The 23226-nt window shown below is 51.8% G+C and carries 14 protein-coding genes; 8 read left to right on the forward strand and 6 right to left on the reverse strand.

Annotated features, from left to right (window positions below; all coding sequences use genetic code 11):
- Positions 1-115: 115 nt before the first annotated feature.
- The gene (locus H9I35_RS10015; protein WP_187419258.1) at positions 116-1888 is read left to right on the forward strand and encodes a bifunctional metallophosphatase/5'-nucleotidase; all 1773 of its coding nucleotides are present in this window, start codon (positions 116-118) and stop codon (positions 1886-1888) included.
- A 63-nt stretch (positions 1889-1951) separates the two neighbouring features.
- Here the strand turns inward: H9I35_RS10015 and H9I35_RS10020 are convergent, their stop codons facing one another.
- The 3 genes from H9I35_RS10020 to H9I35_RS10030 all read right to left on the reverse strand — a co-directional run bounded on the left by H9I35_RS10020 (position 1952) and on the right by H9I35_RS10030 (position 5682).
- Positions 1952-4168, reverse strand: a complete 2217-nt coding sequence (locus H9I35_RS10020) for a polysaccharide deacetylase family protein (protein ID WP_187419259.1) — start codon at positions 4166-4168, stop codon at positions 1952-1954.
- Positions 4165-4410 (reverse strand): zinc ribbon domain-containing protein, encoded by a 246-nt coding sequence (locus H9I35_RS10025; RefSeq protein ID WP_016520708.1) that lies wholly within the window; start codon positions 4408-4410, stop codon positions 4165-4167. The genes H9I35_RS10020 and H9I35_RS10025 overlap by 4 nt, the downstream gene beginning before the upstream one ends.
- Positions 4411-4491: 81 nt before the next feature.
- Complete coding sequence (locus H9I35_RS10030) at positions 4492-5682, reverse strand: M23 family metallopeptidase (protein WP_187419260.1); 1191 nt, start codon at positions 5680-5682, stop codon at positions 4492-4494.
- Positions 5683-5727: 45 nt separating this feature from the next.
- Between H9I35_RS10030 and lepB the strand changes: the two genes are divergently transcribed.
- From lepB to H9I35_RS10065, 7 genes are all read left to right on the forward strand, one after another.
- Complete coding sequence (gene lepB / locus H9I35_RS10035) at positions 5728-6240, forward strand: signal peptidase I (protein ID WP_187419261.1); 513 nt, start codon at positions 5728-5730, stop codon at positions 6238-6240.
- A complete protein-coding gene (locus tag H9I35_RS10040) occupies positions 6237-8105 on the forward strand; it encodes a penicillin-binding protein (RefSeq protein WP_187419262.1) in 1869 nt (622 codons plus the stop codon). The genes lepB and H9I35_RS10040 overlap by 4 nt, the downstream gene beginning before the upstream one ends.
- Entirely contained in the window at positions 8086-10053 is a 1968-nt protein-coding gene (locus H9I35_RS10045; RefSeq protein ID WP_187419263.1) for a motility associated factor glycosyltransferase family protein, read from the forward strand. The genes H9I35_RS10040 and H9I35_RS10045 overlap by 20 nt, the downstream gene beginning before the upstream one ends.
- A gap of 204 nt (positions 10054-10257) precedes the next feature.
- Complete coding sequence (locus tag H9I35_RS10050) at positions 10258-11502, forward strand: HD domain-containing phosphohydrolase (protein WP_252722649.1); 1245 nt, start codon at positions 10258-10260, stop codon at positions 11500-11502.
- 38 nt (positions 11503-11540) lie between these two features.
- Entirely contained in the window at positions 11541-12818 is a 1278-nt protein-coding gene (locus tag H9I35_RS10055) for an O-acetylhomoserine aminocarboxypropyltransferase/cysteine synthase family protein (protein ID WP_187419265.1), read from the forward strand.
- Positions 12819-12998: 180 nt separating this feature from the next.
- A complete protein-coding gene (locus tag H9I35_RS10060) occupies positions 12999-15137 on the forward strand; it encodes a methyl-accepting chemotaxis protein (RefSeq protein WP_187419266.1) in 2139 nt (712 codons plus the stop codon).
- A gap of 405 nt (positions 15138-15542) precedes the next feature.
- On the forward strand, positions 15543-16382 hold the full coding sequence (locus tag H9I35_RS10065; RefSeq protein WP_187419267.1) for a sigma-70 family RNA polymerase sigma factor: 840 nt from the start codon (positions 15543-15545) through the stop codon (positions 16380-16382).
- A 79-nt stretch (positions 16383-16461) separates the two neighbouring features.
- Here the strand turns inward: H9I35_RS10065 and H9I35_RS10070 are convergent, their stop codons facing one another.
- Genes H9I35_RS10070 through dnaE form a run of 3 tightly spaced genes read right to left on the reverse strand, consistent with a single transcriptional unit; the run spans position 16462 to position 23152 of the window.
- Positions 16462-18954, reverse strand: coding sequence for an ATP-dependent DNA helicase RecG (locus H9I35_RS10070; RefSeq protein WP_187419268.1), 2493 nt, complete (start codon positions 18952-18954; stop codon positions 16462-16464).
- Between the two features lie 3 nt (positions 18955-18957).
- Entirely contained in the window at positions 18958-19554 is a 597-nt protein-coding gene (locus H9I35_RS10075) for a YggT family protein (protein WP_187419269.1), read from the reverse strand.
- A gap of 19 nt (positions 19555-19573) precedes the next feature.
- On the reverse strand, positions 19574-23152 hold the full coding sequence (gene dnaE, locus H9I35_RS10080; protein ID WP_187419270.1) for a DNA polymerase III subunit alpha: 3579 nt from the start codon (positions 23150-23152) through the stop codon (positions 19574-19576).
- Positions 23153-23226 lie beyond the last annotated feature (74 nt).

Raw genomic sequence — 23226 nt, forward strand, 5'->3', positions numbered from 1 at the left:
AGAAGTATCCGGCATACAATGCAAACATATTCTTCATGTTTTTTTTCTCGTTGCTTCCCTCGTTGACAGAACGCCGTCCTGCGTATACGATAATTAACAATTCTCCGGAGGTATTATGAAACGACTAAAAATAGTATTCGCATCGTTGGTGATTTTTGCGGCGGGCTTTGCGACTTTTGCAAAAAGTGCGGCTAAATCTTCGAAAACGATTACGGTGATCGGTACGACGGATATGCACGGCAATATCTGGGGCTACAGTTATGAAGACAACAAAGAGACGACGAACAACGGCGTCGCGCGCGTGTATTCGTATATCGAATCGGTGCGCAAAGAAAATCCGGGGCGCGTCGTCCTCGTCGATAACGGAGATACGTTTCAGGGAACGATTTTAACCGACGATCTCTACAATAAGCAGGAAGGAAAGCATCCGATGGTAAGCGTATTGAATTTTATGAAATACGATGCCATGGCGCTCGGCAATCACGAATATAATTTCGGACTCGGTTTAATAAAACGGATTCAAGCGCAAGCGAACTTTCCGATTCTCGGTGCGAACGTCCGTTATGCAAACGGTAAAGAATTCGCCAAGCCGTATACGATCGTTAAACGCGCGGGTGTTCGGATCGGCATCATCGGGCTTACGAATCCGGATGTTCCGCGCTGGGACGGCGAAAAAGTGGACGCGCTCAAATTCGAAAGCGTCGCGCAGGGTGCAAAGACCGCATACGATGCGATTAAAAACAAATGCGATTTCGTCATCGCCGTCGCTCATGTGGGCTTTCACCCCGAATACGATGAAGATCACGGAACCGATGCGGGTGAAACGATTTTGAAAGCCTGCCCGGATATCAAAGTACTCATGCTCGGTCACGCGCACGTAACGGTAAACGAAAAGGTCGGGGGCGCTCAAGTATTGGCATGCAGAAACAGCGGACGAGAAGTCGCTCGTTTCGACATCACCCTCGATGCGCGCAATAAAATAACGGACGTTACCGGCACGATTGTCGATATGAAAGATTATGCGCCGAGCGAAGCGCTCCGCAGTCTGCCCGACGTAAAAGAAGCGCATGAAAAAACGATCGCCTTTGTCAGCGGCGGTACGGTAAACGGCGACGGCACGGTGTCGGGCGGCGTCTTCGGAACGGCATCGGCAGACTTTCAACCCAAAAACGAAATCCGCGGCATCCCCGAAGGAAAGCTTCGCGACACTGCGGTCATCGATTTGATCAATAAAGTGCAGCTTTTAAACAGCGGCGCCGATGTTTCCGCTGCGGCGTTATTTAAAGATACGAGCAATATCAAAGCAGGTCCGATCAATTACGGCAATATCTTCGATATCTATAAATTCGACAATACGCTTTACCTCGTTGAAGTGACGGGTACGGAATTGAAGCGTTATATGGAATGGTCGGCGGCGTGTTACAATCAGTGGAAACCGGGCGATATTTCGATTTCGTTCAATCCCGAAAAACCGGGTTACCTCTACGATATGTTCGCGGGTGTCGATTATCAAATCGATCTTTCAAAGCCTGCAGGCGAACGCATCGTGAATCTTACATTTAAAGGCAAGCCGGTTTACGGCGATCAAAAGTTCAAACTCGCCGTAAACAATTACCGTTATTCGTCGGCTCTCAAAACGCAAAAGCTCGTCGAAGGAAAACGGAGTTGGGAATCGTCTCAATCGATCCGCGATATGCTCGTCGCCTACATCAAAGAGCACGGAACGATATCTCCCGAAGTCGACAACAACTGGTCGATTACGGGAGTCGATCTCTCATCTCCGTACCGCGATGAAATTATTAAAATGGTAAACGACGGAAAACTCGATGTGCCTTATGCGAAAAGTTTGAATGTAGACGAGCTGAAAGCAAAAGGTATTATTAATTAATAAAAATGAAATCCGGAACCGAACGCCGGCTCGTATAAGGCGCGGCATTCGGTTCATGCAGCGTTATTCGGAAAGTTCGTCCGCTCCGACGATATCGAAACCGGCGTCGAGGATCGCACTTATGAGCAAATCGAGTTTTTGATAAACGCGCTCGTTTGCCGGATCGCGCGAAGAGCCGACGCTTACGGGTACGATGCCGCCTCCGTTTTCACTCAGAGAGGCAAGACAGCTTTCGATAAAATCGGCAGTATTCCGGTATTCGGTGTAAGTGCTCGGATCGTATCTTGTATTCGCTCCGTTTCGCATGTCGCCGATTACGGATTCGGCGTAAGCGTAACCGGCTTTTTTCCCCGCTTTCCGTGCGGCGGCGGTTGCACGGTAAAACGGCGCGTGCCACAAAAGCGAAAGTTCTTTTCCCGTGCATCGGAAAAACTCGTCTTCGTTTCGTGCAAGTCCGCGCCGGATAAAGTCTTCATCGATCACGAAGGGGCTTTTCGTAAAATCCAGTTCCGAAAAAAACAGAGAGGCGCAGGTGTTGCCGCTGAGCGAAATCTGTTTTGTCTCTTTCGGATAGCGTCTGATGAATTCTCCGTTGAAAAAAAAGGTTCCGCGTATGTTATAAGTGTCGAGTGCGGAGAGGATGAGCGGAAGCCCGTCCGCGCTGTCGTATGCGTCGAAGGCGAGCGCGGCTTTTTTTCGAGGCGGAGTTTTTTGCGCGCTTTCGGGAAATACCGCTTTGGTAACCGCTTTGCCCGAAAGCGTACGCACGTACAGCGCGTTTTCGTAGTGCGGGGACGGCGTCGTTCCGAAAAATAGGCGGTAGCGGCCGTTTTGCATAGAAACGGTATTTTCGCGGGGGGAGGGCGGTTCGGTCCATTTTTTCAGCGACGCGTCGAGCGAAAAAGTTTTATTTCCCGCCGTTACCGTCGCGCGCCCGGTTTTGTCGTCCCACGAACAGGATGAAGCGGATGAAAGAAAGAGAGCGCTGCTCGTGCCCGAAGCGACGTTCCAGCGGCGCACCGATCGCTCTCCTCCGACATAAAGCGTATCGTTTCCGTCCCAAACCGCGCTCACCGTATTTTCCCCCGCAAGTTCGCCGATGCGTTTCCATGACGCAACGTCGTATACGTAGACGGTGCTGCCGGAAAAAAAAGCCGCGCGGCTTCCGTCGGGCGAAATCACCGGCCGGCATGAATTTTCTGCCGAGAGAAGGGGTGAAAGGGAATCGGACGCTCGGTATACGGCGGCCATCGCTTTGCTTCCCGAATACGGCATGATGCGCATCCACACATAGGGCGTTCCGTCGGAATCCCACAGGACGGCCGCATCGATGAGGGGACCCGAATCGCTTACGTAGGGGCGGGAAAACACTGCGGGAAGATAGTCCGCCGAATTGCCTCTCAGGAGATAGCGCGAAAATATCTTTCCCGATTTTATTAAAAAGAGAGAAGTGCCGTTTTTGTCGACGCTGAACACATCGCGTGAAGGATCGAAGGGTTCGGGCAGACGGCCGGCCGGTGTTCCCCTCCCGATGACGGCAGAATACAAACCCGTCGTATACAATTCCTTTACGTTGATTTTATAGAGCATGTCGCCGTCGATATAAAAAACGCTGCCGCCCGCCCAGCAAACCGAATCGATCGACCCCGGACCGATTTCGCGGTAGGCTTCGTCGATTTCGACGCCGCGGAAAAGCGCGTCGGGACTGCAAAAACACACCTTGCCGTCTTTAGCGTAGAGTACGAGGGAGCTGTCGGGCGCCCATTTGACCGGAAGAGAGTCGTAACTGACGGATGCGTGCGGATCGAGCGCCGTGCGCCGGCCGGTGGCGGAATTTTCGAATATCAAAGTGCCTTCGGCGAATCCCGTTTTTACGACAAAGCAGCTCCATGCTCCGTCGGGACTTACCGCACGGGGAAAAAGAGGCATCGAATCGAGGGGGATGGTATCGGCCTGTTCGCTCCATTCGAGAGTGTCCGTTTCGAAGGAATAGCGCGCCGTGCCGGCGCGGTTCCGTATCTGCAATACTCTTCCGTGCGAAAGCAGTTCCATCCGCTCGGGATAGCAGGTAAGCGCTTTCGGGCTTTCTGCGGGAGCGCCGTTTACGAGCTTTGCGTAAAAAAGCGAGCGGTAGGACGGAGTTCCGGGAAAATCGCGGCGCACCGTAAAGAGGATTTCGTCCTTATCGTTCAGATCGGCGCTGCCGAAAGAAATGCCTGCAGAGAGCGGCAGTACGGCAAGAGAGACGAAGAGGCAGCACAGGGCGCGGAGCTTCGTCATTTATGCAGCTCCGTACTCAAGACGATCGCATCGAGCTCGTGTACGAGATCGTCGAGCTGCTTTTCCATTTCGCTTATCTGCCGGTTGCGCGAATCGTTTTGCAGCTGTTCGAGCTGATTGAACACCGCTTCGAGCGATGCGCTGTCATCGGAAGCGACGCGCGAATAGCCGCACCACGGGCAATAGATAAAATCGTTGTCGATCGTGCGTCCGCATCCGCGGCACACAGTTACCGGCTTCATACGGTGACCTCCGTCGTTGTAAGTATAGACTATATTGCGATATTTTGCAAAACCGTTTCGGACAATTCTCCGCAAAACCGATTACTTCAGCACGGAAGAAGGATTGACGAGCCGGCCGTTTTTATACACGGTAAAATGCAAATGCGAACCCGTCGAATAACCTGTCGAACCGACGAGCCCTATGACCGTCGCCTGCGTTACGTTTTGTCCTTTTTTTACGCGCGAAGAAGCCATGTGACCGTAGAGCGTTTGATATCCGTTCGGGTGGTTTACGATGATGTAGTTACCGAAGACGTTCGACCAGCCTACAAAAGCGACTTTACCGTTCATCGCCGCACGGATCGGAGTGCCTTCGGGACAAGCCAAATCGATTCCCGTGTGATAAGAGCGTACGCCGGTAAAAGGATCGGGACGCCAGCCGAATTTCGATGAAATGCGGTACGCTGCGGAAATCGGAATTTTAAACAGATCGCCGAGCACTTCGTGCAGTTTCGCCGCATCCATCTTCGCACCCGGGATAAACAGCTGTTGTCCGACAGCGAGGGTTTGACTTGAAAGATCGTTTACGTCGAGGAGATCTTCAAGCGGCACGTTGAATTTCGCGGAAAGACCTGCGAGCGAATTGCCCTTGGCCACCGTGTACATAAGGCCGTCGACCGACGGGATGCGGAGCTTTTGGCCTTCGTGCAGAGCGCGCGCGTTTGTAATACCGTTCAAATCGATGAGCGTCGAAAGGTTCGTCAAGCCGAAGCGCTTTGTGATGCCGCCGAGCGTATCGCCGGATCTGACCGTATAGGTTTGATACGAAACGGGCTTTTTAAACAAAGCGGCGAGTTCCGCTTGCGATTTTCCGCTTCCGACGATATCGCCGCTGTCGGTATAGCTTATGGACGCATCGGCTACAAAGGCCGCCATAACTTTATCGAGTGTTTCGAGTTCCGCTTTTCCGCTGTCTTTAAGCGCGAGCGGGCCGGTGTGGCTTAGCGCATACGAAAGCGCCGCTTTGGCGCCCGAAAGAAAAGCGAATACGGCGATCACTGCAATTCCCGCTTTCCAATGCGAGAGCGCGCTTTCGGCCGATCGGCCGAGCGAAATAAAAAACGAGCGCAGCGAAAAACCGGAACGCACGGCGGTTGCGGCAAACGAATGCGTGAGCGGAGAGTGCGTAAAGGAGTAGGAGAGATTATTTTTGCGTTCTCCGAAGCGGAACGGCAATTTTAAGAACGGCTTCGTCCTGCCTCCCTCAAAACCGACATAACTGATTATTTCCATATCATTTCTATCGACATAAAAACGCACTCATATTAGAATAAAGCCATGCAAAAAGATGAAAAAAAAGCGCGGCATTTTATCGTTCCTCTGTTCATAGGTCTGTGCATCGGCATCGCCGTTAAACTTTTCGTCATCGATTTTTTGCATATTTCCGGCCGATCGATGGAACCGGCGATCAAAGACGGGGAAACGGTACTCGTCAACAAACTCGCGTACGGCCTCGTAAAGCCCGGAAGCGTAAGCTTTTTCGTTTCGTGGGCGGAGCCGAAAGCGGGCGATATCGTAATCTACCTGCACGCGAACCGCATCGTCGTCAAACGCTGCGCCGCCGTCGCAGGCGCGCATCTGGAATATTCGGCGAATTCGGGATATAGTCTTTTTGTGGGAGATTTGAAAATCGAGCTGACGAAAGAACAGTATGAATTGATGCACGCTTCTTCCCGCGTACCCGACGGATACATCCTCGCTCTCGGCGACAACTATGCCGAATCGATCGATTCGAGGAACTACGGTTTCGTTTCCGTCAAAAACGTCGTCGGCAGGATTATTAATAAATGAACGATTTTTTTCACACGCGGCGGATCATAGTCATTGCCGTTTTCGTTTTTATCGCCGCCGCCTATATCACGCTGCGTTATATCCGTCTCGCGCTCACGCCCGTCGCCGAAATCACTCCGCGTACGCCCGTTATGGAACGCGGTGCGATCGTAGACCGTTCGGGAAAACCGCTTGCCGTACAGACGAATTTTTATCACGTAGGCGTAACGCCGAAAATGGTTACGGACGCCGCTTCGTTTGCAAAAGATGTCGCATCGATTCTCGGCATGAAGGAAGATGAGGTCGTATCGATTATCGAAAAAGCAAAGGGTGCGCACTTCGTCTACCTTAAAAAAAAGATAGCGCAGACCGCGTACGATGAACTGAAGCAGATTATCGATACGAAGGGCTACATCTTCGTGCGCTGCGACAGGATCCCCGGCCGCGTTTATCCGGAAAATTCTCTCGCTTCCCAGCTTGTCGGTTATATGGGAGACGACGGAAACGGACTTTCGGGTACCGAATATTCGATGCAGTCGACGCTTGCGCCTTCCGTAAGCGCCGACTCCGCGCAGATAGAGCCGGGCAAAAACGTGTATCTGACGATCGATGCGAATCTCCAATACAAACTCGAACAGATCGCTTTAAACGCCATGAAAAATACGCAGGCGGAAAGCATGATGCTCGTCGCGGCTGAAGCGAAGACGGGGGAAATCCTGTCGTATATCAGTCTGCCCTCGGTCAATTTGAATGAATACGGAAAAGCGACCGTCGAAGAGACGATAGACAGACCCGCGATGACGGCGTACGAGCCGGGATCGGTTTTTAAAATATTTACGGTTGCGATCCTGTACGACGCGGGGCTCATACACAGCGGCGACAGCTTTTTTTGCAACGGCATGTATGAAAGGAAAACGCGCGGCGGAGAAACGCTCCGCATCAAATGTCTCGGCACGCACGGATGGGTAACGCCGCGCGATGCGCTTCGTCTTTCGTGCAACGCCGCGCTCGGCCAAATGAGTGACCGCATCGACGAAGACGAATTTATCGAAAAGATACGCGCGCTGGGATTCGGAAGGCGAACCGGCATAGAGCTTCCGGGCGAAACGGCGGGTTCGGTCAAAGATCCGAACTCCCGTTCGTGGTCGGCGCGCTCGAAGCCGACGATCGCGATCGGGCAGGAGATAAGCGTGTCCGCCCTGCAGATGATGTATGCGGCGACTTCCCTCGCTTCGGGCGGTATTCCCGTAAAGCTTGCGACGGTCAAGCGGATCACGAACAAAGACGGATCGACGTACTACGAACACAAAGCCGAACGCGGCGAGAGAGTGCTGAGCGAAGCGACGGCGCGCTATCTTTTGAGCTGTATGGAAACGACGGCGACGACGGGAACCGGTTCGCGCGCAAGGCTCGGCGATATCTCCATCGGTGTAAAAACCGGAACCGCGCAGATGGCGGACAAATCCGGCGGATACAGCAGCACCGATTTTTTATCGAACTGTATAGCGGTCTTTCCGATTGAAAATCCCGAAATCATTCTCTATATCGTCATCGAAAAGGCGAAAGGCGAAACCTATGCGGGGCGCATCGTCGCTCCGGTTATCGCCGAAGCCGCCGACGCGATCATCAATCACCTCGGTATGAGCCGCGGAGGAGCGGAATCGCTTTTGCATTCCGGACGCATCGTGATTCCCGCAGGCAAAACGCTCGCCGTCGGAAGCCTCCTTCCCGACTTTACGAATATGTCCAAGCGCGATCTTTTGCCGCTGTTCGACGGCGGAAAGTTCCGCGTAACGATACACGGAAACGGCTGGGTTACGAGCCAAACGCCGCCGGCGGGAACGCCCGTCACGGAGAATATGGTCATTGAACTCAATCTGGAATAAAAACCGATCCGCATTCGTTTCCCGTTTTCCTTCCCTCGCAAAGATGTTCGCATCCGAAATCGCCGGAGTCGACGCGATTTGTAAAGACAGTTCGAACGATGATCCTCCGGCAATCGGACAGCCCTTTCCCTTTTGGAATATCGTTTCGGCAAAAGACGGAAGCATAAGCGCATACGAAGACGGCGTACTGCTCCATTCGGCATACAATCCGAAAAGAGAGGCTGAACAGGCGGTTGCAAATTCGGATTTCCCGGAGTGCCGCGCCGCAGTCTTTTTCGGTTTCGGACTCGGTTATGCGGTCGAAGCCTATGCCCTTCGCTTTCCGGACAGAGCCGTCATCGTCGTCGAGCCGGATGCCGATCGATTTTTCGCGTCCCTCGCGCTTATCGATTGGACGGCGGTTTTCGCAAGCAAAGAATGTATCGCAGCCCTTGCCTGTCCTCCGCACACTGTCGTTTCGTTTATCGAAAAGTACGGTGTTTCCCGCTGCGCGTTTTTTTCGGTACCCTCGCAAACCGCTCACGCGTCGCATTATTTCGATACGCTTCGGACCCTTGTCGAACGGAACAGACGCAAAGACGATATCAATGCCGCAACCCTCGAACGCTTTGCAAAACGCTGGCTCAAAAACAGCTGTAAAAATATTAATAATTATGCGCTGATGCGCGGTGTGTCCGCCTATGCAGGCAACGCGTACGGCATTCCGTTTACGATCGTCGCGGCAGGTCCTTCGCTCGAAGACTCTCTGCCTTATCTTTCGGAAATAAAAAAACGAAGCGTCATCGTGTGCGTTGAAACGGCTCTCCGTGCGTGCCTCCGAGCGGGCGTCGAACCCGATTTTATCGTCGTCGGAGATCCGCAGTACTACGCGTACCGCCACATAGCGGGCTTAACGTCGAAGTCGAGCGTACTCGTCGCGGAGATTGCAGTGTACCCGTCGGTCTTTTCGTTTACGTGCAGAGACTTTGCGCTTTCGTCGTCGCTCTTTCCTGTCGGAAAATGGTTCGAACGGCGCATCGGAGAAAGAGGCGATTTGGGTGCGGGAGGTTCGGTCGCGTCTGCTGCGTGGAATTTCGCGTATGCGGCGGGTGCATCCGAAATCTATTGCTGCGGACTCGACTTCGCTTTTCCCGGAAAAAAAACGCACATCAAAGGCAGCATGTTCGAAGAGGGAACGCATGAGACTTCGGTGCGAACTTTTCCTGCGGAAACGCAAAATCTGCCGCTCCTTTTTTCGGCTGGCGCGGAGGAGGCGTGCGATTACGACGGAAAGAGCGTGCCGACCGATTCGCGCATGAAAATGTTCGCGTGGTGGTTTGAAAGCAGACTTGCTTCCTGTCCCGATGCGAAAACGTATACGTTTTGCCGAAGCGGAATCGCGATCCCCGGCATAGAGCCGGCGAGCCTGCGCTCCTTTTTGGAAAAGCCCGACATCACGGTGCAAAAAAAAGAATTTATTAAAAAAAGCGAAGCGTCCGAAAAAGGCGCGCCTCCGGATAAAGAGAGCTTCGAATCCGCCCTCGCCGAATTTTTGCGCGAAATCGATTCGCTCCGAAAAATTGCGGAAGACGGAAAGAGGATATGCGAAAACGCGCTCGCGGACGATATGAATACGGCGTCGGTCGATGGCACAGCTGCGGGAAAGTGCGGCGGGGCCAGCGCAGACGGTTGCGGCGCGGACACTGCGGCCGCTACGCGCACGCTCGCGGATGACGGTGCGCGGCAAAGGATACTTCGAACCCTCGCCGATATAGACGCGGCGATCCTCAAAAGCAGCGTAAAAGATGCGGTCTCTCTTGCCCTGCCGAGCGGGATGCGCTTTGCCGATCTTGGCGAAAGCGGCGATAAAAAGGGAGATACGTTTCGGGAAAGTCTTTTGCGCTCGCGCCTCTTTTATGCGGCGCTTTCCCTCGCGGCTTCCGAATGCGAAAAATATTTGCCGTATTAAATATTAAAGTTTTCCGTTTTTATCCCCGATAATAATAATGTCGGTTTAAGCGGGCGGTGCGACATCCGGACGCCTGCAATGCCGATTTCCATGTTTATAAAAGTTGAAAAACGTGTGAGGTTTTTCAACTTTTTTTTTGCTCTTTTCCGTTTTTTCGCTTGCAAAAAGGGCGGAACGCGTTACAATAAGATAATAGAGAATATAATGAATACATTCAAACTCGGAGTTATAAAAGAAGGTATTTCTTTTAATAAAGATTTACTCCTCGATATGCTGTTTGTCATCGAGCCGGCCGGATGTCCGATCCCGAAAGCGGTTATCGCCGCTCTCGGCGATTGGGAATTCGATGAAGTGTCGAGCGAAGGTAATCTGATCGTCGATGATTTGATGGCCGAGCGCATAAAGGCCGAAGCGGAACGACCGAAAACCTCGCCGTCGGAGCCGCTTCTCAGCAGCGGTATAAAGCGTTCTCTCGAAGATGCCCGCCGCATGCGTACGCTCGAAAACAGCGAGCAGGCACGGCTTGCATCGGTGCAAAATGTATACGACGAATACATGAATTATATCGATCACGTATATACGTACTATGCGACGCATAAACAAATCGATTACGAGAGTTTGTCGGAAACGGTGCGGAGTTTGTGCATTTTTATCCGTGAAAACCGCGGTTATGTGTTGCGAATTACATCGTCCGACGGCACCGCCAAAAAAAACTTTATCGTTACGCATTCGATGCGTTCGACGGTACTCGCGATTGCGGTCGGGCTGCAGCTGCATATGAGTCTTTCGAAGCTTGTCGAACTCGGCTCTGCGTGTATGCTTCATGAAATCGGCATGCTGCGTTTGCCCCCGCAGCTGTATCTTTCGACAAAGCAATTGTCGGCTGCCGAGCGCGATCAGATATCGAAGCATCCGATCATCGGATTTGAAATCGCAAAAAAACTCGATTTTCCGTTAGAAGTGCAGTTCGGTATTCTCGAACATCACGAGCGCGAAAACGGGACGGGATATCCGAGAAATCTTACGGGCGATAAAATCTCGCTCTATGCGAAGATAATCGCAGTCGTGTGTTCGTTCGAATCGATCGTTACTCCGCGTCAATATAAAACGGAACGCAGCACCTTTGCCGCGATGGTCGAAATGCTCAAAAACGAAAACCGTCAATACGACGAAACCGTTATCAAAGCGCTGTTGTACAGCATATCGCTTTATCCGATCGGTACCTACGTATATCTTTCAAACGGAGAGACCGCACAGGTTATCGATGTGAATCCCGATAATCCGAAAAATCCGATCGTACAGCTGCTCGGTGCAAAAGATGCGGACGGTTCTCCGAAAACGATTCAAACGGACGACAACGATATAAAGATCATGCGGCCGCTCGGCAAGCAGGAACTTGAAGACGTGATGAAAAGTCTTACCGGACGCGAAATATTTTCCACGCAATAGCGATGCGGAAAGGTAGCCGCCATAATAAGGAGCAAATTATGAAGATTGAAACGAAATGTCTGCATTCGGGATATGAGCCGAAAAACGGAGAGCCCTGCGTTATGCCGATCGTACAGAGTACGACGTATAAATTCGATTCGTGCGATCATGTCGCCGCTCTTTTCGATAAGCCGACGGAATACATATATTCGCGGATGGCGAATCCGACCTGCGATGCCGTTGAAAAAAAGATCGCGGATCTTGAAGGCGGCGTCGGGGCTATGTTGACGTCGAGCGGGCAGGCGGCTTCCCTGCTTTCGATTTTAAACCTGTGCTCGGCGGGCGACAGCTTTATCGCGAGTTCGGCGATTTACGGCGGTTCGACGAACCTCTTTTGCTTTACGCTCAAAAAGCTCGGCATCGAATGTATTCAAGTTTCAGCCGGCGCCGATTACGATACGATTCTCAAAGCGTTCAAACCGAATACGAAAGCGGTGTTCGGAGAAACGCTCGCCAATCCTTCGCTTGCGGTATTCGATTTCGAAACGTGGGCGAAAGCCGCTCATGCGCGGAACGTACCGCTCATCATCGACAATACTTTTGCGACGCCGATACTCTGCCGTCCTTTCGAATGGGGCGCGGATATCGTCGTTCATTCGACGACAAAATACATGGACGGTCATGCAGTCCAGTGCGGCGGCGTTATCGTAGACGGCGGCGGATTCGACTGGGAAGCGGCACACAAAGCGAACGGTTTTTTTGCGGATCTTTGCGAACCCGATCCGAGTTATCACGGACTTACCTATACGAAAGAATTCGGAAAAGCCGCCTATATCATCAAAGCGCGGACGCAGCTCATGCGCGATTTCGGCTGCTACCCGTCGGCGCATTCGGCTTTTTTATTGAATTTGGGGCTTGAAACGATGCCGCTTCGGATGAGGCAATATTGCAAAAACGCGCTCGCGCTTGCCGAGCATTTTCAAAAAAGCGATAAAATCGCATCGGTGACGTACCCCGCGCTTTCAGGCGATGCGAATCATGCGCTTGCAAAAAAATATTTACCCGAAGGGACAAGCGGCGTCATCGCGCTCGGTATAAAAGGCGGCCGGGCGGCTGCGGTGCGTTTTGTGGATTCTCTTTCGCTTGCAACCGATGAAGTCCACGTCGCCGATATCCGCACCTGCGTGCTTCATCCGGCATCTTCGACGCACCGTCAGCTCACCGACGAACAGCTTGCGGCGGCGGGCATCGACGGAGGCTTGGTGAGATTCAGCTGCGGACTTGAAAACGTCGAAGACATCATCGCCGATGTCGACCGCGCGCTTTCGGCAGTGTGAGGCCCGGGCTTTGTAAATTGCGGCGATGCGCGCCTCGGAAAATCGTATGTTTGAAACGGGGAGGCGGCTTGAAAACGCGGATGAAATAAACAGTGGACGCAATCGGCTAAAACGTATATACTGAAAAACGAGTTAAAGTCTATTCCGACAGCTGCATAGAAAAGGAGCTTCGTTATATTTATGGAAAAGAATACCGCATTCCTTAAAAAAAATATAAACAGTGCAACCGGAAAAAAGCTGTTTTCAATCCGTAAGAAAGTTATTATTGTTTTCGGAAGCTTGATTGCCGCAGCAATACTCATCGAAAGCGTTTTGATAATCCGCTTGGCGCGCAGGGCAGTCATCGAAAAAGTCCGAGCACACTTGACCGATAAAGCTTTAGATACGGCTGAAATCATCGACGGAAGGATAAACGCGCTCTTCCAGTTTCTCGAAGGTATAGCGCGTATACCGGTTTTGTATGATCCTTCGTATTCGTATGCACAGCGGGTCGCTTTGCTGAAAAACGAAGCCGCACAAAACGATTCCATCCGCGAGCTCGATATAACCGATACGAAGGGAACATTTTATTATGACGGAGGCACCGTTCAGGTAGCCGACAGAGTGTGGTTTCAAACCGCGTTTTCCGGAAAGAATTTTATTTCCGAGCCGTATATCGAACGGGTAAGCCATACGCTTGTCGTAACGGTCGCCGTTCCCGTCTACGATGCGAATGAAAGCATTTGCGGGGTTTTGTCCGCCGACCTTCCCGGTCTTCAGCTGCGCGATTATATTAAAGATATCGTTATCGGAAAAACGGGAAACTGCTATATTTTGGGGCCTACGGGTGCGTCGATTGCGGACGAAGATGCCGAACTGGTAATAACCATGTCCAATGCCTTTGAAGAAGCAAAAACCGATCCGGCCATGGTTTCAATCGGTATGTTTGAACATGATGCCGTAGCATCGAGGGTGCCTATTACCGGTTCGTATACGTACAAAGACGTTTCAAAAGTCGCGGCGGCGGTAAAGATGCGCTCTGCCGATTGGACGGTCGTCATCAACGCGCCCTACGAAGAATTTATGAATGAAGTAAAAAGCCTCAGCATTTCGCTGTTTGTCATCGGCGTTCTCATTTTAATTGCGGTTTTTATCATCATCTATTTTGTCACCACGCAGATAGTAAAGCCGGTTCGCCTTGCGACGAGCGCGTTGAAAGATATCGCACAGGGTGAGGGCGATTTGACCGTACGTCTTCCGGAAAACGGAAACGACGAAGTAACGGACGTCTGTGAATATTTTAATAAAACGATCGAAAAAATCGCCATGTCCATACGCACCGTCGACAAAAACAGCTATACGATGACCGATATAGGAAACGACCTTGCGTCGAATACGACACAAACCGCGAGTTCCGTTCATCAAATCAGCGCAAATATCGAAGGCGTCAAAGAGCAGGCGATGACGCAAAGTATAAGCGTTACCGAAACTTCGGCTACTATCGAAGAAATTCTCCGCACGATCAGACAGCTGAACAACAGTATTCAAAATCAGGCGGCAAGCGTTACGCAATCCTCGGCTTCCGTCGAAGAAATGGTTTCGAATATCATGGCTGTCGGTCATACGCTCGACAAAACCGACGACGCGATCAAAAAACTTGCATCTGCGACCGACGAAGGTAAAAATACGCTTATAGCTGCAAACGAAGTCGCACAAAAGATTAGCGAAGAATCCGGTTCTCTTATGGAAGCGTCGAGCGTTATTCAGCGTATCGCAAGTCAAACGAACCTTCTCGCCATGAACGCCGCAATCGAAGCGGCTCACGCCGGTGAAGCGGGTAAAGGTTTTGCCGTCGTTGCCGACGAAATCCGTAAACTTGCCGAAGATTCCGCGACGCAGGGCAAATCGATTACAACGACGCTGAAAGATCTTTCAGCCGAAATCGAAACGCTTTCGGTTTCTTCCGGAACCGTCGGAGAAAAATTCAACGCAATTTTCAATCTCGCCGAACAGGTAAAAGAGATGAGCGGCCGCCTTACCGAAGCGATGAAAGAACAGGAAAACGGCAGCAGAGAAGTGCTCTCCGCGATTAGAGACATCAATTCGGTAACGATGGAAGTACAGACGGGTTCTGAAGAAATGATCAAAGGCAGCGAAGGCGTTGCACGGGAAATGCACAAACTCGACGATCTGACGCGCATCATTACCGACAGCATGAACGAAATGGCTTCCGGTGCTGCCGAAATCAATAAAGCCGTCCAAGAAGTAAATACGCTGACTCAAAAAAATAAATACAATATCGACAATTTGACTGCTGAAGTAAGAAAGTTTAAGATATAAACGCAGCGTAAATATCGGCGGGGAAGCGGCGATTGATCGTGTTTTGTGAGCATCCCCGCTTTGCTTTTGAAGCGCTTTAATGCGGTTTTTTCCAAGTACGGGCACGAAAACGGCAGGACGATAAAAAAACGTGTCAAAATGATACGGTTTCGGTGTGTTTTTATGAGGGTGAGTAAGTTTGACATAAATTTACTCAAAATTCTGCCGGAAGTCAAGAAAAATCGATCGTTATTCGAAAGGGCAAAAAATCAATAGATTTTTTAATGTATTGTATTATAAAGAATTATAAAAATACGACAAATCTAACAAAATATTATCGTAACGATTTTCCTTTTTCATCGTTTGTTGGCATAGATATTGCAATAATTTGTACATACGGCTTTGTGCCGCTTTGGAGGTGTATCTATGACAAACGACAAAAACATCCTTTCAATGTATTTGAAAGATATAAATAAAGTTTCTCTGCTTTCCCGCGAAGAGGAAACCGATTTGGCGCTGAAAGCGAAAGCGGGCGACAAGGCTGCGAAAGACAAAATCGTAAACGCGAACCTGCGTTTTGTCGTCAACGTTGCGAAAAAATATCAAAATCACGGACTCGATTTGCCCGATTTGATCAGCGAAGGCAATATCGGTCTTTTAACGGCGGTAGACAGATTCGACGTATCGAAGGGCTATCATTTTATTTCATACGCGGTGTGGTGGATCCGTCAAGCGATTTTAAAAGCGATCTGCGAAAAGAGCCGCACCATCCGCCTCCCGCTCAACCGTGCGAACGAACTCGTGCAGATCGAACACGCGCGAAAGCTTATGGCGGGCGATAAAACCGAAGAGCAGGAATTCGCAGAAGTTGCGCGTATGTTGAAGATGGATAAGCAGCACGTGCGCGAAATGGTGAACATTTCCCGCGATATGATTTCCCTCGACGCGCAGATCGCTTCGAGCGACAACGACCGCACGTCCGTGAGCGATTTTATCGAAGACGAGCGTTACGACAATCCCGACGAAGAAGCGATTTCGAATGCGATGAAGCGCGATATCGGAAACGTGCTGAACACGCTGAAGCCGAATGAAGCGAAAGTGCTGTCGCTGCGCTACGGTTTGAACGGTACCCGTCCCATGTCTCTGAAAGAAGTCGGCGATACGTGCAATCTTACCAAAGAGCGCATCCGTCAAATCGAAAAGCACGCCATCGTGCGCATGCGCCATCCGAGACGTATGCAGCGCCTCGAAGCGTACATCGCGTAGTCGTTTTGCTTGACCGCGTGCCGGCGTTTCGCTCGATGTGCGGCCGGCATTTTCCCGCTTGCACGGTAAGTTTAAAGCGTCAGCGCAAAACGCTTCGCATATATTCGAATGCGTCGTTTCTCGCTTCGACGAGGATTTCCCCGTCGCGGCGGATGTCCGCGATGCCGAGTTCGAGTTCTCCCGATTGTGCGGTTCCGGTTACTTCGCCGGGACCGCGCAGTTTTAAATCCCGTTCCGCAATAAAAAATCCGTCGGTACTTTCACGCAGGACTTTCATCCGCTCGATCCCTGTTTCCGTGATATTTTTTCCGTAAATCAAAAAGCAATACGACTGCGCATCTCCGCGTCCGACCCTGCCCCTCAGCTGGTGCAGCTGCGCGAGACCGAAACGATCGGCCTGTTCGATGACGATACACGTCGCATTCGGCACGTCCACTCCGACTTCGATGACGGTCGTCGCGGCGAGCACTTGTATGCGCCCCTTTTGAAAATCGTGCAGGATGCGCACTTGCTCGTCTTCATCGACGCGCGAATGGATGAGCGCACATTCGAATTCGGGATACACGCGCTCGGATAAAAATGCGAACATTCCTTCGGCCGCCTTTGCCGCAGATTTTTCTTTTGCATACAAAAGCGGAAACTGTGCGTTCCGCGTTCGCTTTGCGTCTGCTGCCTTTGCGTCCGCCTCCGATCGCACATGTGCCGCTTCGGCGGCTTCCACATTGTCGTCGTTTCCGTCCGTTTGCCGGCCGTCGCCTTCTATTGCGGGATAGACGAAATACGCCTGATGTCCCGCTTCGAGTTCTTTGCGCACGGCTTCATACGCGTTTGCTTCGTTTCCTTCCCGCACGAGATATGTTTTGACCGCCTTTCGTCCTTCGGGCTGCGTGCGCAAAATCGAAACGTCTAAGTCGCCGAAAGCGGTGAGCGCGAGCGTCTGGGGGATCGGCGTCGCGCTCATCATCAAAAGATGGAGCGTGTAAGACGAAGTGTGCTCGATTTTTCTACCTTTTTCGATTATCGCTTGACGCTGCAAAACGCCGAAGCGGTGCTGTTCGTCTATGACGGCGAGCTGGAGGTCGTTGTACTGTACGGCTTCGGAAAAAAGCGCGTGCGTACCGATCACGATGTCGATATTGCCCGCTTTAAGCTGTTTTAACAATTCCGATCTGCCGCTTGCTTTTACGTTTCCGGTGAGAAATGCGACGCGTATACCGAGCGGCGCGAGCATGCGCGAAGCGTTTTCCGCGTGCTGCCTGGCGAGTAGTTCCGTCGGAGCCATAAACGCGCACTGTCCTTTCCAGCTTATGACGCGAAGGCATGCGAAAAAAGCGGCGAGCGTTTTGCCCGATCCGACGTCTCCCTGCAAAAGCCGCGCCATCGTAAACACCGGAGGCCGCTCGTTTTTCGCGCGTTCCGCCGCATCATTTTTTTCATCGTTTGCGACGAGTTCTCGCTCCCGATAACCTCGGTCGAGGTCGTCATCCATTTCCATGATGACGTTCATCTGGTCGAGCGTGAGACGGAACGGGATGCGGCCGTAGAGCGCCCTTTGCAGAGGAGAAAGCGAATCGATGAATACCTGCCGTGTCGCGTCGTATATGCCGCCGTCTGCCCCGTCGTGCGTGCCGCTTCCACCTTCGATGTCGCCTGCCGCTCTTCCGTTTGCCGCGCCGCTTTCATCCGTGCCGATTTCGGGGGCGATGGTGCCTGTCGCTCTTCCGTTTGCCGTGCGGCTTTCATCCGTACTCGAGGCGGGGCTTTTGCCGCTTCCGCTTTTCACATTGTGCGCTTCCGTGCTTTCAAACGGAGAGAACGAAAGCGATGCGTCGGGGACTGCGCCCCTGTGTTCCCACGCGCGCTTTGCTATGACGCATTGAAAATGAAAGAGTTCTTCGTAGATGAGCGTTCGCCGCGCTTCTTCGGCCTGCGAAAGACTTTCGGGCGCGTGTACCGCGCGGATCGCATCGCGCTTTGAAAGGAGTTTATGCCTTTCCACGATGTAATCGGGCAGTTCGTTTTCGATTCCCGCGCTGTATTCGCGGAGAGCGGCGAGGATCGTTTTTCTCACGTTTTTTTGATTGAGTCCTTCGGTGAGCGGATAGACGGGAAGTACGCGGGAGTCGGGAAGCGTCGTTTTTTCATAATCGGAAAGATCGCCGCTTTCGGCGAGTTTAATAATTTCGAATGAAGTGCTTTGGAGTTTGCCGTATTTTATATCGAAGGCGCCCGTCACCGCGATGATCGTTCCGACGGGAAACTGTTTTTCCAAAAACGGACGATTGAACGCGACGAGTTCCGCTTCCGCTTCCCCGTCGCGGATGATGAGCTTCAGCGTTTTCATCCTGCCGTAGCCGAACCATTCGTGGGAAGTGACGATGGCGGCGCAGTGCACTTTCGATGAGCGGAACGCGGAAAGACCCGTGCGCTTCGTGCGGTCGTCGTATTGTTTCGGATACAGCATGAGCAAATCGGCGACGGAAAAAACATTGAGCTTTGCGAACAGCTTTGCCGCCGCGGGACCGACGCCCGGAAGAGTCGTTATCGAATTGCGTATATCGCCGAGTTTCATTATTTAAAACGGCAGCTGCTGTACGATTTTTATAAGCCATTTGAAAAGGTAATGGCCGCCCGCCAAAACACCGATGAGTGCGGCGATCGTGATGCCGAGAGAGGTTTTATAGCCGACGAATTTATTTCCCGTAAATATGCGGGAAATGCGGTGTACAAAAGGTTCGAGCGCGTAATCGAGCTGCGACCAAAGCGAGCCGTAATAGTTCGCGCGCTTTTGCGAAAGGATGACGATAAATCTGATGGTGAGTAAAACGAGCAAAAACAATGCAAGCGAATTGACGATAGACCATGCCATACCGATGATGATCGCAAGAACGGCGCCGAAATATATGCGTCCCGTCATTAAAATATTTTGGAGAATATACGAAAGCGCGTACAAAAGCCCGATCGAAACTGCGGGGGAAAAATCGAGAGAGCCGATCTGCATCCACCTTGCACCGCGGAATATATTTAAAAACGGATCGCACAGCGCCGACAAAATCCTGCCCGGCGCCGAATACTGCGCGCCGGGAATCCACGTGAGTATTATCCGTATAAAACACAAAAACGAATAGATATTGATGAGCCGTATAAGCGTCGCGATAACATATCTTACCATGTGCATCCTCGTATAATTTTTATGCGGTCCATACGTCTTTGACGAAGGGCAGCTCTTTCAATTCGGCGATAAGGGCGGAATCCGACGATACGGTGAGCTGCGAATTGGCTTTGACGATGTACGGGCCTTTGCCGGTGTCTATATGAAAATATACAAAACATTGACCCGATTTGCCAAATAAAAAATCTTTCAGCGGATTGATTTCGGCGGCGTTCGAAAAACCGTCTTCGACGGCGATGTGCACTTCGCTTACCGCGCGCGCTTCGAGAGTGGCGGGATCTTCAATCGAATCGACGATGAAAGATGCCGCGTCGTTATTCACATCGACTTTGCCGCGGAACGCATAGATGCCGTCTTCGAAAATCCGCGATTTTACCGTTTCCCACGTGCGCGGGAATATCGTGATGTCGATCGCGCCTCCGTAATCCTGGAGCTTTGCAAAAGCCATTTCTTTGCCGTCTCTTTTCGTTCTGATGATTCGTATATCGGTGAGCATACCGAGCGCGATGTGCTCCCGCCCTGAGCTCCGCGTCTGCCACGAAGGCGCTCCGTTTGCGATGCGGGCGGCTTTTATAGCCTGTGTGTCTTTCGCTTCCCGTTCGATATTTTGCGAATTGAGCGTCACTGCGTTTTTTACCGCGGTTTTGTAATCGTCGAGCGGGTGACCGCTGACATAGCTTCCGATAAGCTGCTTTTCTTCGTTGAGCTTTTCGGTTTTCGACATGTCTTCTACTTTTTCGAATACGAAATCGGCGAATACTTTTTCGTCGGTACTGCCGAATAAATCTTCCTGTCCGTTCGCCGCATCCCGCTTTTTTGCTTCCGCATACGATACGGCGTTTTCGAGATTTTTCAGCAGCGTCGGTCTGTTTTGATCGAGTTTGTCGAAAGCGCCCGTTTTGATGAGCGCTTCGAGGGCGCGTTTGTTGACCGTGCGGAGATCGACGCGGTCGAGAAAATCGATAAAATTTTTATACGCGCCGTTTTTGTTCCGTTCATCGACGATACACTGCGCGGCCGCTTCACCCATGCCTTTGATGCCTTTCAGTCCGAATACGATGTGCCCGTCCACGACGTCGAAGATGATGTCCGAACGGTTGACGTCGGGCGCGTCGACTGCGATGCCCATGTGCCGTGCTTCTTCGATGTATTCGGGCAGCTTGTCGGTCGATGTGATTTCGTTCGTTAAATTTGCCGCCATGAATTCCGCGGGGTAGTGGCACTTGAGCCAGCCCGTGCGGTATGCGACGACCGAATACGCGGCCGCGTGGGATTTGTTAAAACCGTAGCCTGCGAAGGGTACCATGATTTCGAATATACGGTCGGCCTTTTGTTCGGAAAATCCGTTTTTGACGGCGCCTGCGATGAATTTTTCTTTTTGCGCCATAAGGACGTCTTTTTTCTTTTTGCCCATAGCGCGGCGCAGCATGTCCGCCTGTCCGAGCGTAAAGCCCGCGATCCGCTGCGCCACCTGCATGACCTGCTCCTGATACACCATGACGCCGTAGGTTTCTTCGAGGATGTCTTTCAGACAATCGTCGGGATAAGTGATCGTTTCCGGATGAAAGCGGCCTTGGATAAACTGCGGAATAAACTGCATGGGCCCCGGCCGGTAGAGCGCGTTCAATGCGACGAGGTCTTCGAGCTTTGTCGGCTGCGCTTGGCGCAAAACCTTTTGCATGCCCGGCGATTCGAATTGAAAAATCGCGGCGGTGTCGCCCCGCTGAAAGAGCTCGTAGGTTTTTTTATCGGCTTCATCGACGCTTTCCGTGCGGAACTCGCTCTCTCCGGGTTTTCGATGCTTGTTGATGATCGTTTCGGCGTAGCGGATAAGCGAAAGCGTTTTTAATCCGAGGTAATCCATTTTGACCAAGCCGCACGGTTCGATGATGTCCATCGTGTACTGCACGCCTACTTCGCCCGTTTTCGGATCTTTGAAAACCGGCGCCCAGTCGGGGAGCGGCGTCAGTGAAATCACCATGCCCGATGCGTGGAGGCTCGTGTTGCGGTTCATATTTTCAAGTTTAAAACACAGATCGAAAAGCTTTTCGTAGCGCGGCTCGTCTTTGAATTGAATGAGTTGTCCGTTTTCGGGATGGCTTTCATCGGGAGGCGTGAACGCGTCTTTTAAACGGAACTTCGGATTGTTCGGAATACACTTCGTGAGCGCCGTCACTTCCGCGAGCGGAACGCCGAGCACGCGCCCGACGTCTTTGATGACGGCTTTCGCTTTCAGCGTACCGAAAGTGACGATGTGTCCGACTTGCGGATCTCCGTAAACTTCCCGCGTGTGGCGGATGACTTCCTGCCGAAAATCGTAATCCATGTCCACGTCGAAGTCCGGCATCGAAATGCGTTCGGGATTTAAAAACCGCTCGAACAGCAGCTTAAAGCGGAACGGATCGATGTCGGTGATTTCCATCGCGTATGCGACGAGCGATCCCGCCCCCGAACCGCGGCCGGGCCCGATCGGAATATTGTTTTTTTTCGACCAGTTGATGAATTCCCACACGACGAGAAAGTAGCCGGAAAAGCCCATCTTAAAGATGATGGAAAGTTCGTGTTCGGCGCGTTCGGTCATTTCCGGCGTTATCGTTTTATAGCGTTTTTGTAAACCCGTTTCCACGATGTGGCGCACGTATTCGTCTTCGCTTTTAAACGGTTCGGGAATATGCACGTGCGGCAGACAGGTGCGAAGTTCGGCCGTATCGTATTGGTGAATCGTCAGCTTGCACATATCGGCGATTTTGAGCGTGTTCGCCATGAGTTCGGGATAATCCGGAAAAAGGGATCGCATTTCCCCTTCGCTTTTAAAATACCACTCGGCTCTGCCGTCTCCCATGGTCTGGTGCGGTTCGGAAAGCTTTGTCTGAAAACCGATGCAGCGCAGCACGTCCTGCGCTTCGGCGTCTTCTTTCATGCAATAGTGTACGTCGTTCGTCAGCACTGCCGGTATATTGAGCTTTTTTGCGAGCGCAATGAGACGCGGTGCGACGCGCTTTTGCTCTTCGACTCCGTGATCCTGCACTTCGATATAGTAGCGGTCGGGGCCGAAAAGTTCGGCATAGCGCTTTGCGACTTCTTCCGCATGGGCTTCATCTCCGTGGAGCAGCGCCTGCGGCACTTCGCCCTGCAGACAGGCCGACAGACAGATAAGCCCTTCGTGATATTTTTCGAGCAGTTTGAAATCGATACGCGGTTTATAGTAAAAGCCTTCCGTGTAAGCGATGCTCGAAAGCCACGACATATTGCGGTAGCCCGTTTCATTTTCACACAGCAAAATAAGGTGATAGTATTTTCCGCCGTAGCGCGTCTTTTCCTGCGTGCGGCAGTCGTTTTCCGCGACGTAGAATTCTTCGCCGACGATGGGATTGATGCCGTTCGTATGACAGAGTTTTTCGAAATTGAGTACGCCGAACATATTGCCGTGATCGGTGAGCGCGAGCGCTTTCATATTCAGCTCTTTGGCACGCTTTACGAGCGATTCTATTTTTGCCGCGCCGTCGAGCAGCGAATAATCGGAGTGTACGTGAAGATGCACGAACTGCGAAAGGGGAGTGCCGTCCGGCGCTTCGGGGAATTTGGGATAATCTGCCATACCGTCAGTATAAATGATTTCCTTTGTAAGGGAAAGTCGTCGCATCAGGGGCAAAAGCATAGGAGACGACGACG

Source organism: Treponema sp. Marseille-Q4132, assembly GCF_014334835.1.
GTDB lineage: Bacteria > Spirochaetota > Spirochaetia > Treponematales > Treponemataceae > Treponema_D > Treponema_D paredis.

Coding starts and splice junctions, on each gene's coding strand:
- H9I35_RS10025 (WP_016520708.1), bottom strand. CDS start 4,410: ATGAAGCCGGTAACTGTGTGCCGCGGATGCGGACGCACGATCGACAAC.
- dnaE (WP_187419270.1), bottom strand. CDS start 23,152: ATGGCAGATTATCCCAAATTCCCCGAAGCGCCGGACGGCACTCCCCTT.
- lepB (WP_187419261.1), top strand. CDS start 5,728: ATGCAAAAAGATGAAAAAAAAGCGCGGCATTTTATCGTTCCTCTGTTC.
- H9I35_RS10030 (WP_187419260.1), bottom strand. CDS start 5,682: ATGGAAATAATCAGTTATGTCGGTTTTGAGGGAGGCAGGACGAAGCCG.
- H9I35_RS10040 (WP_187419262.1), top strand. CDS start 6,237: ATGAACGATTTTTTTCACACGCGGCGGATCATAGTCATTGCCGTTTTC.
- H9I35_RS10015 (WP_187419258.1), top strand. CDS start 116: ATGAAACGACTAAAAATAGTATTCGCATCGTTGGTGATTTTTGCGGCG.
- H9I35_RS10065 (WP_187419267.1), top strand. CDS start 15,543: ATGACAAACGACAAAAACATCCTTTCAATGTATTTGAAAGATATAAAT.
- H9I35_RS10050 (WP_252722649.1), top strand. CDS start 10,258: ATGAATACATTCAAACTCGGAGTTATAAAAGAAGGTATTTCTTTTAAT.
- H9I35_RS10070 (WP_187419268.1), bottom strand. CDS start 18,954: ATGAAACTCGGCGATATACGCAATTCGATAACGACTCTTCCGGGCGTC.
- H9I35_RS10055 (WP_187419265.1), top strand. CDS start 11,541: ATGAAGATTGAAACGAAATGTCTGCATTCGGGATATGAGCCGAAAAAC.
- H9I35_RS10060 (WP_187419266.1), top strand. CDS start 12,999: ATGGAAAAGAATACCGCATTCCTTAAAAAAAATATAAACAGTGCAACC.
- H9I35_RS10075 (WP_187419269.1), bottom strand. CDS start 19,554: ATGGTAAGATATGTTATCGCGACGCTTATACGGCTCATCAATATCTAT.
- H9I35_RS10020 (WP_187419259.1), bottom strand. CDS start 4,168: ATGACGAAGCTCCGCGCCCTGTGCTGCCTCTTCGTCTCTCTTGCCGTA.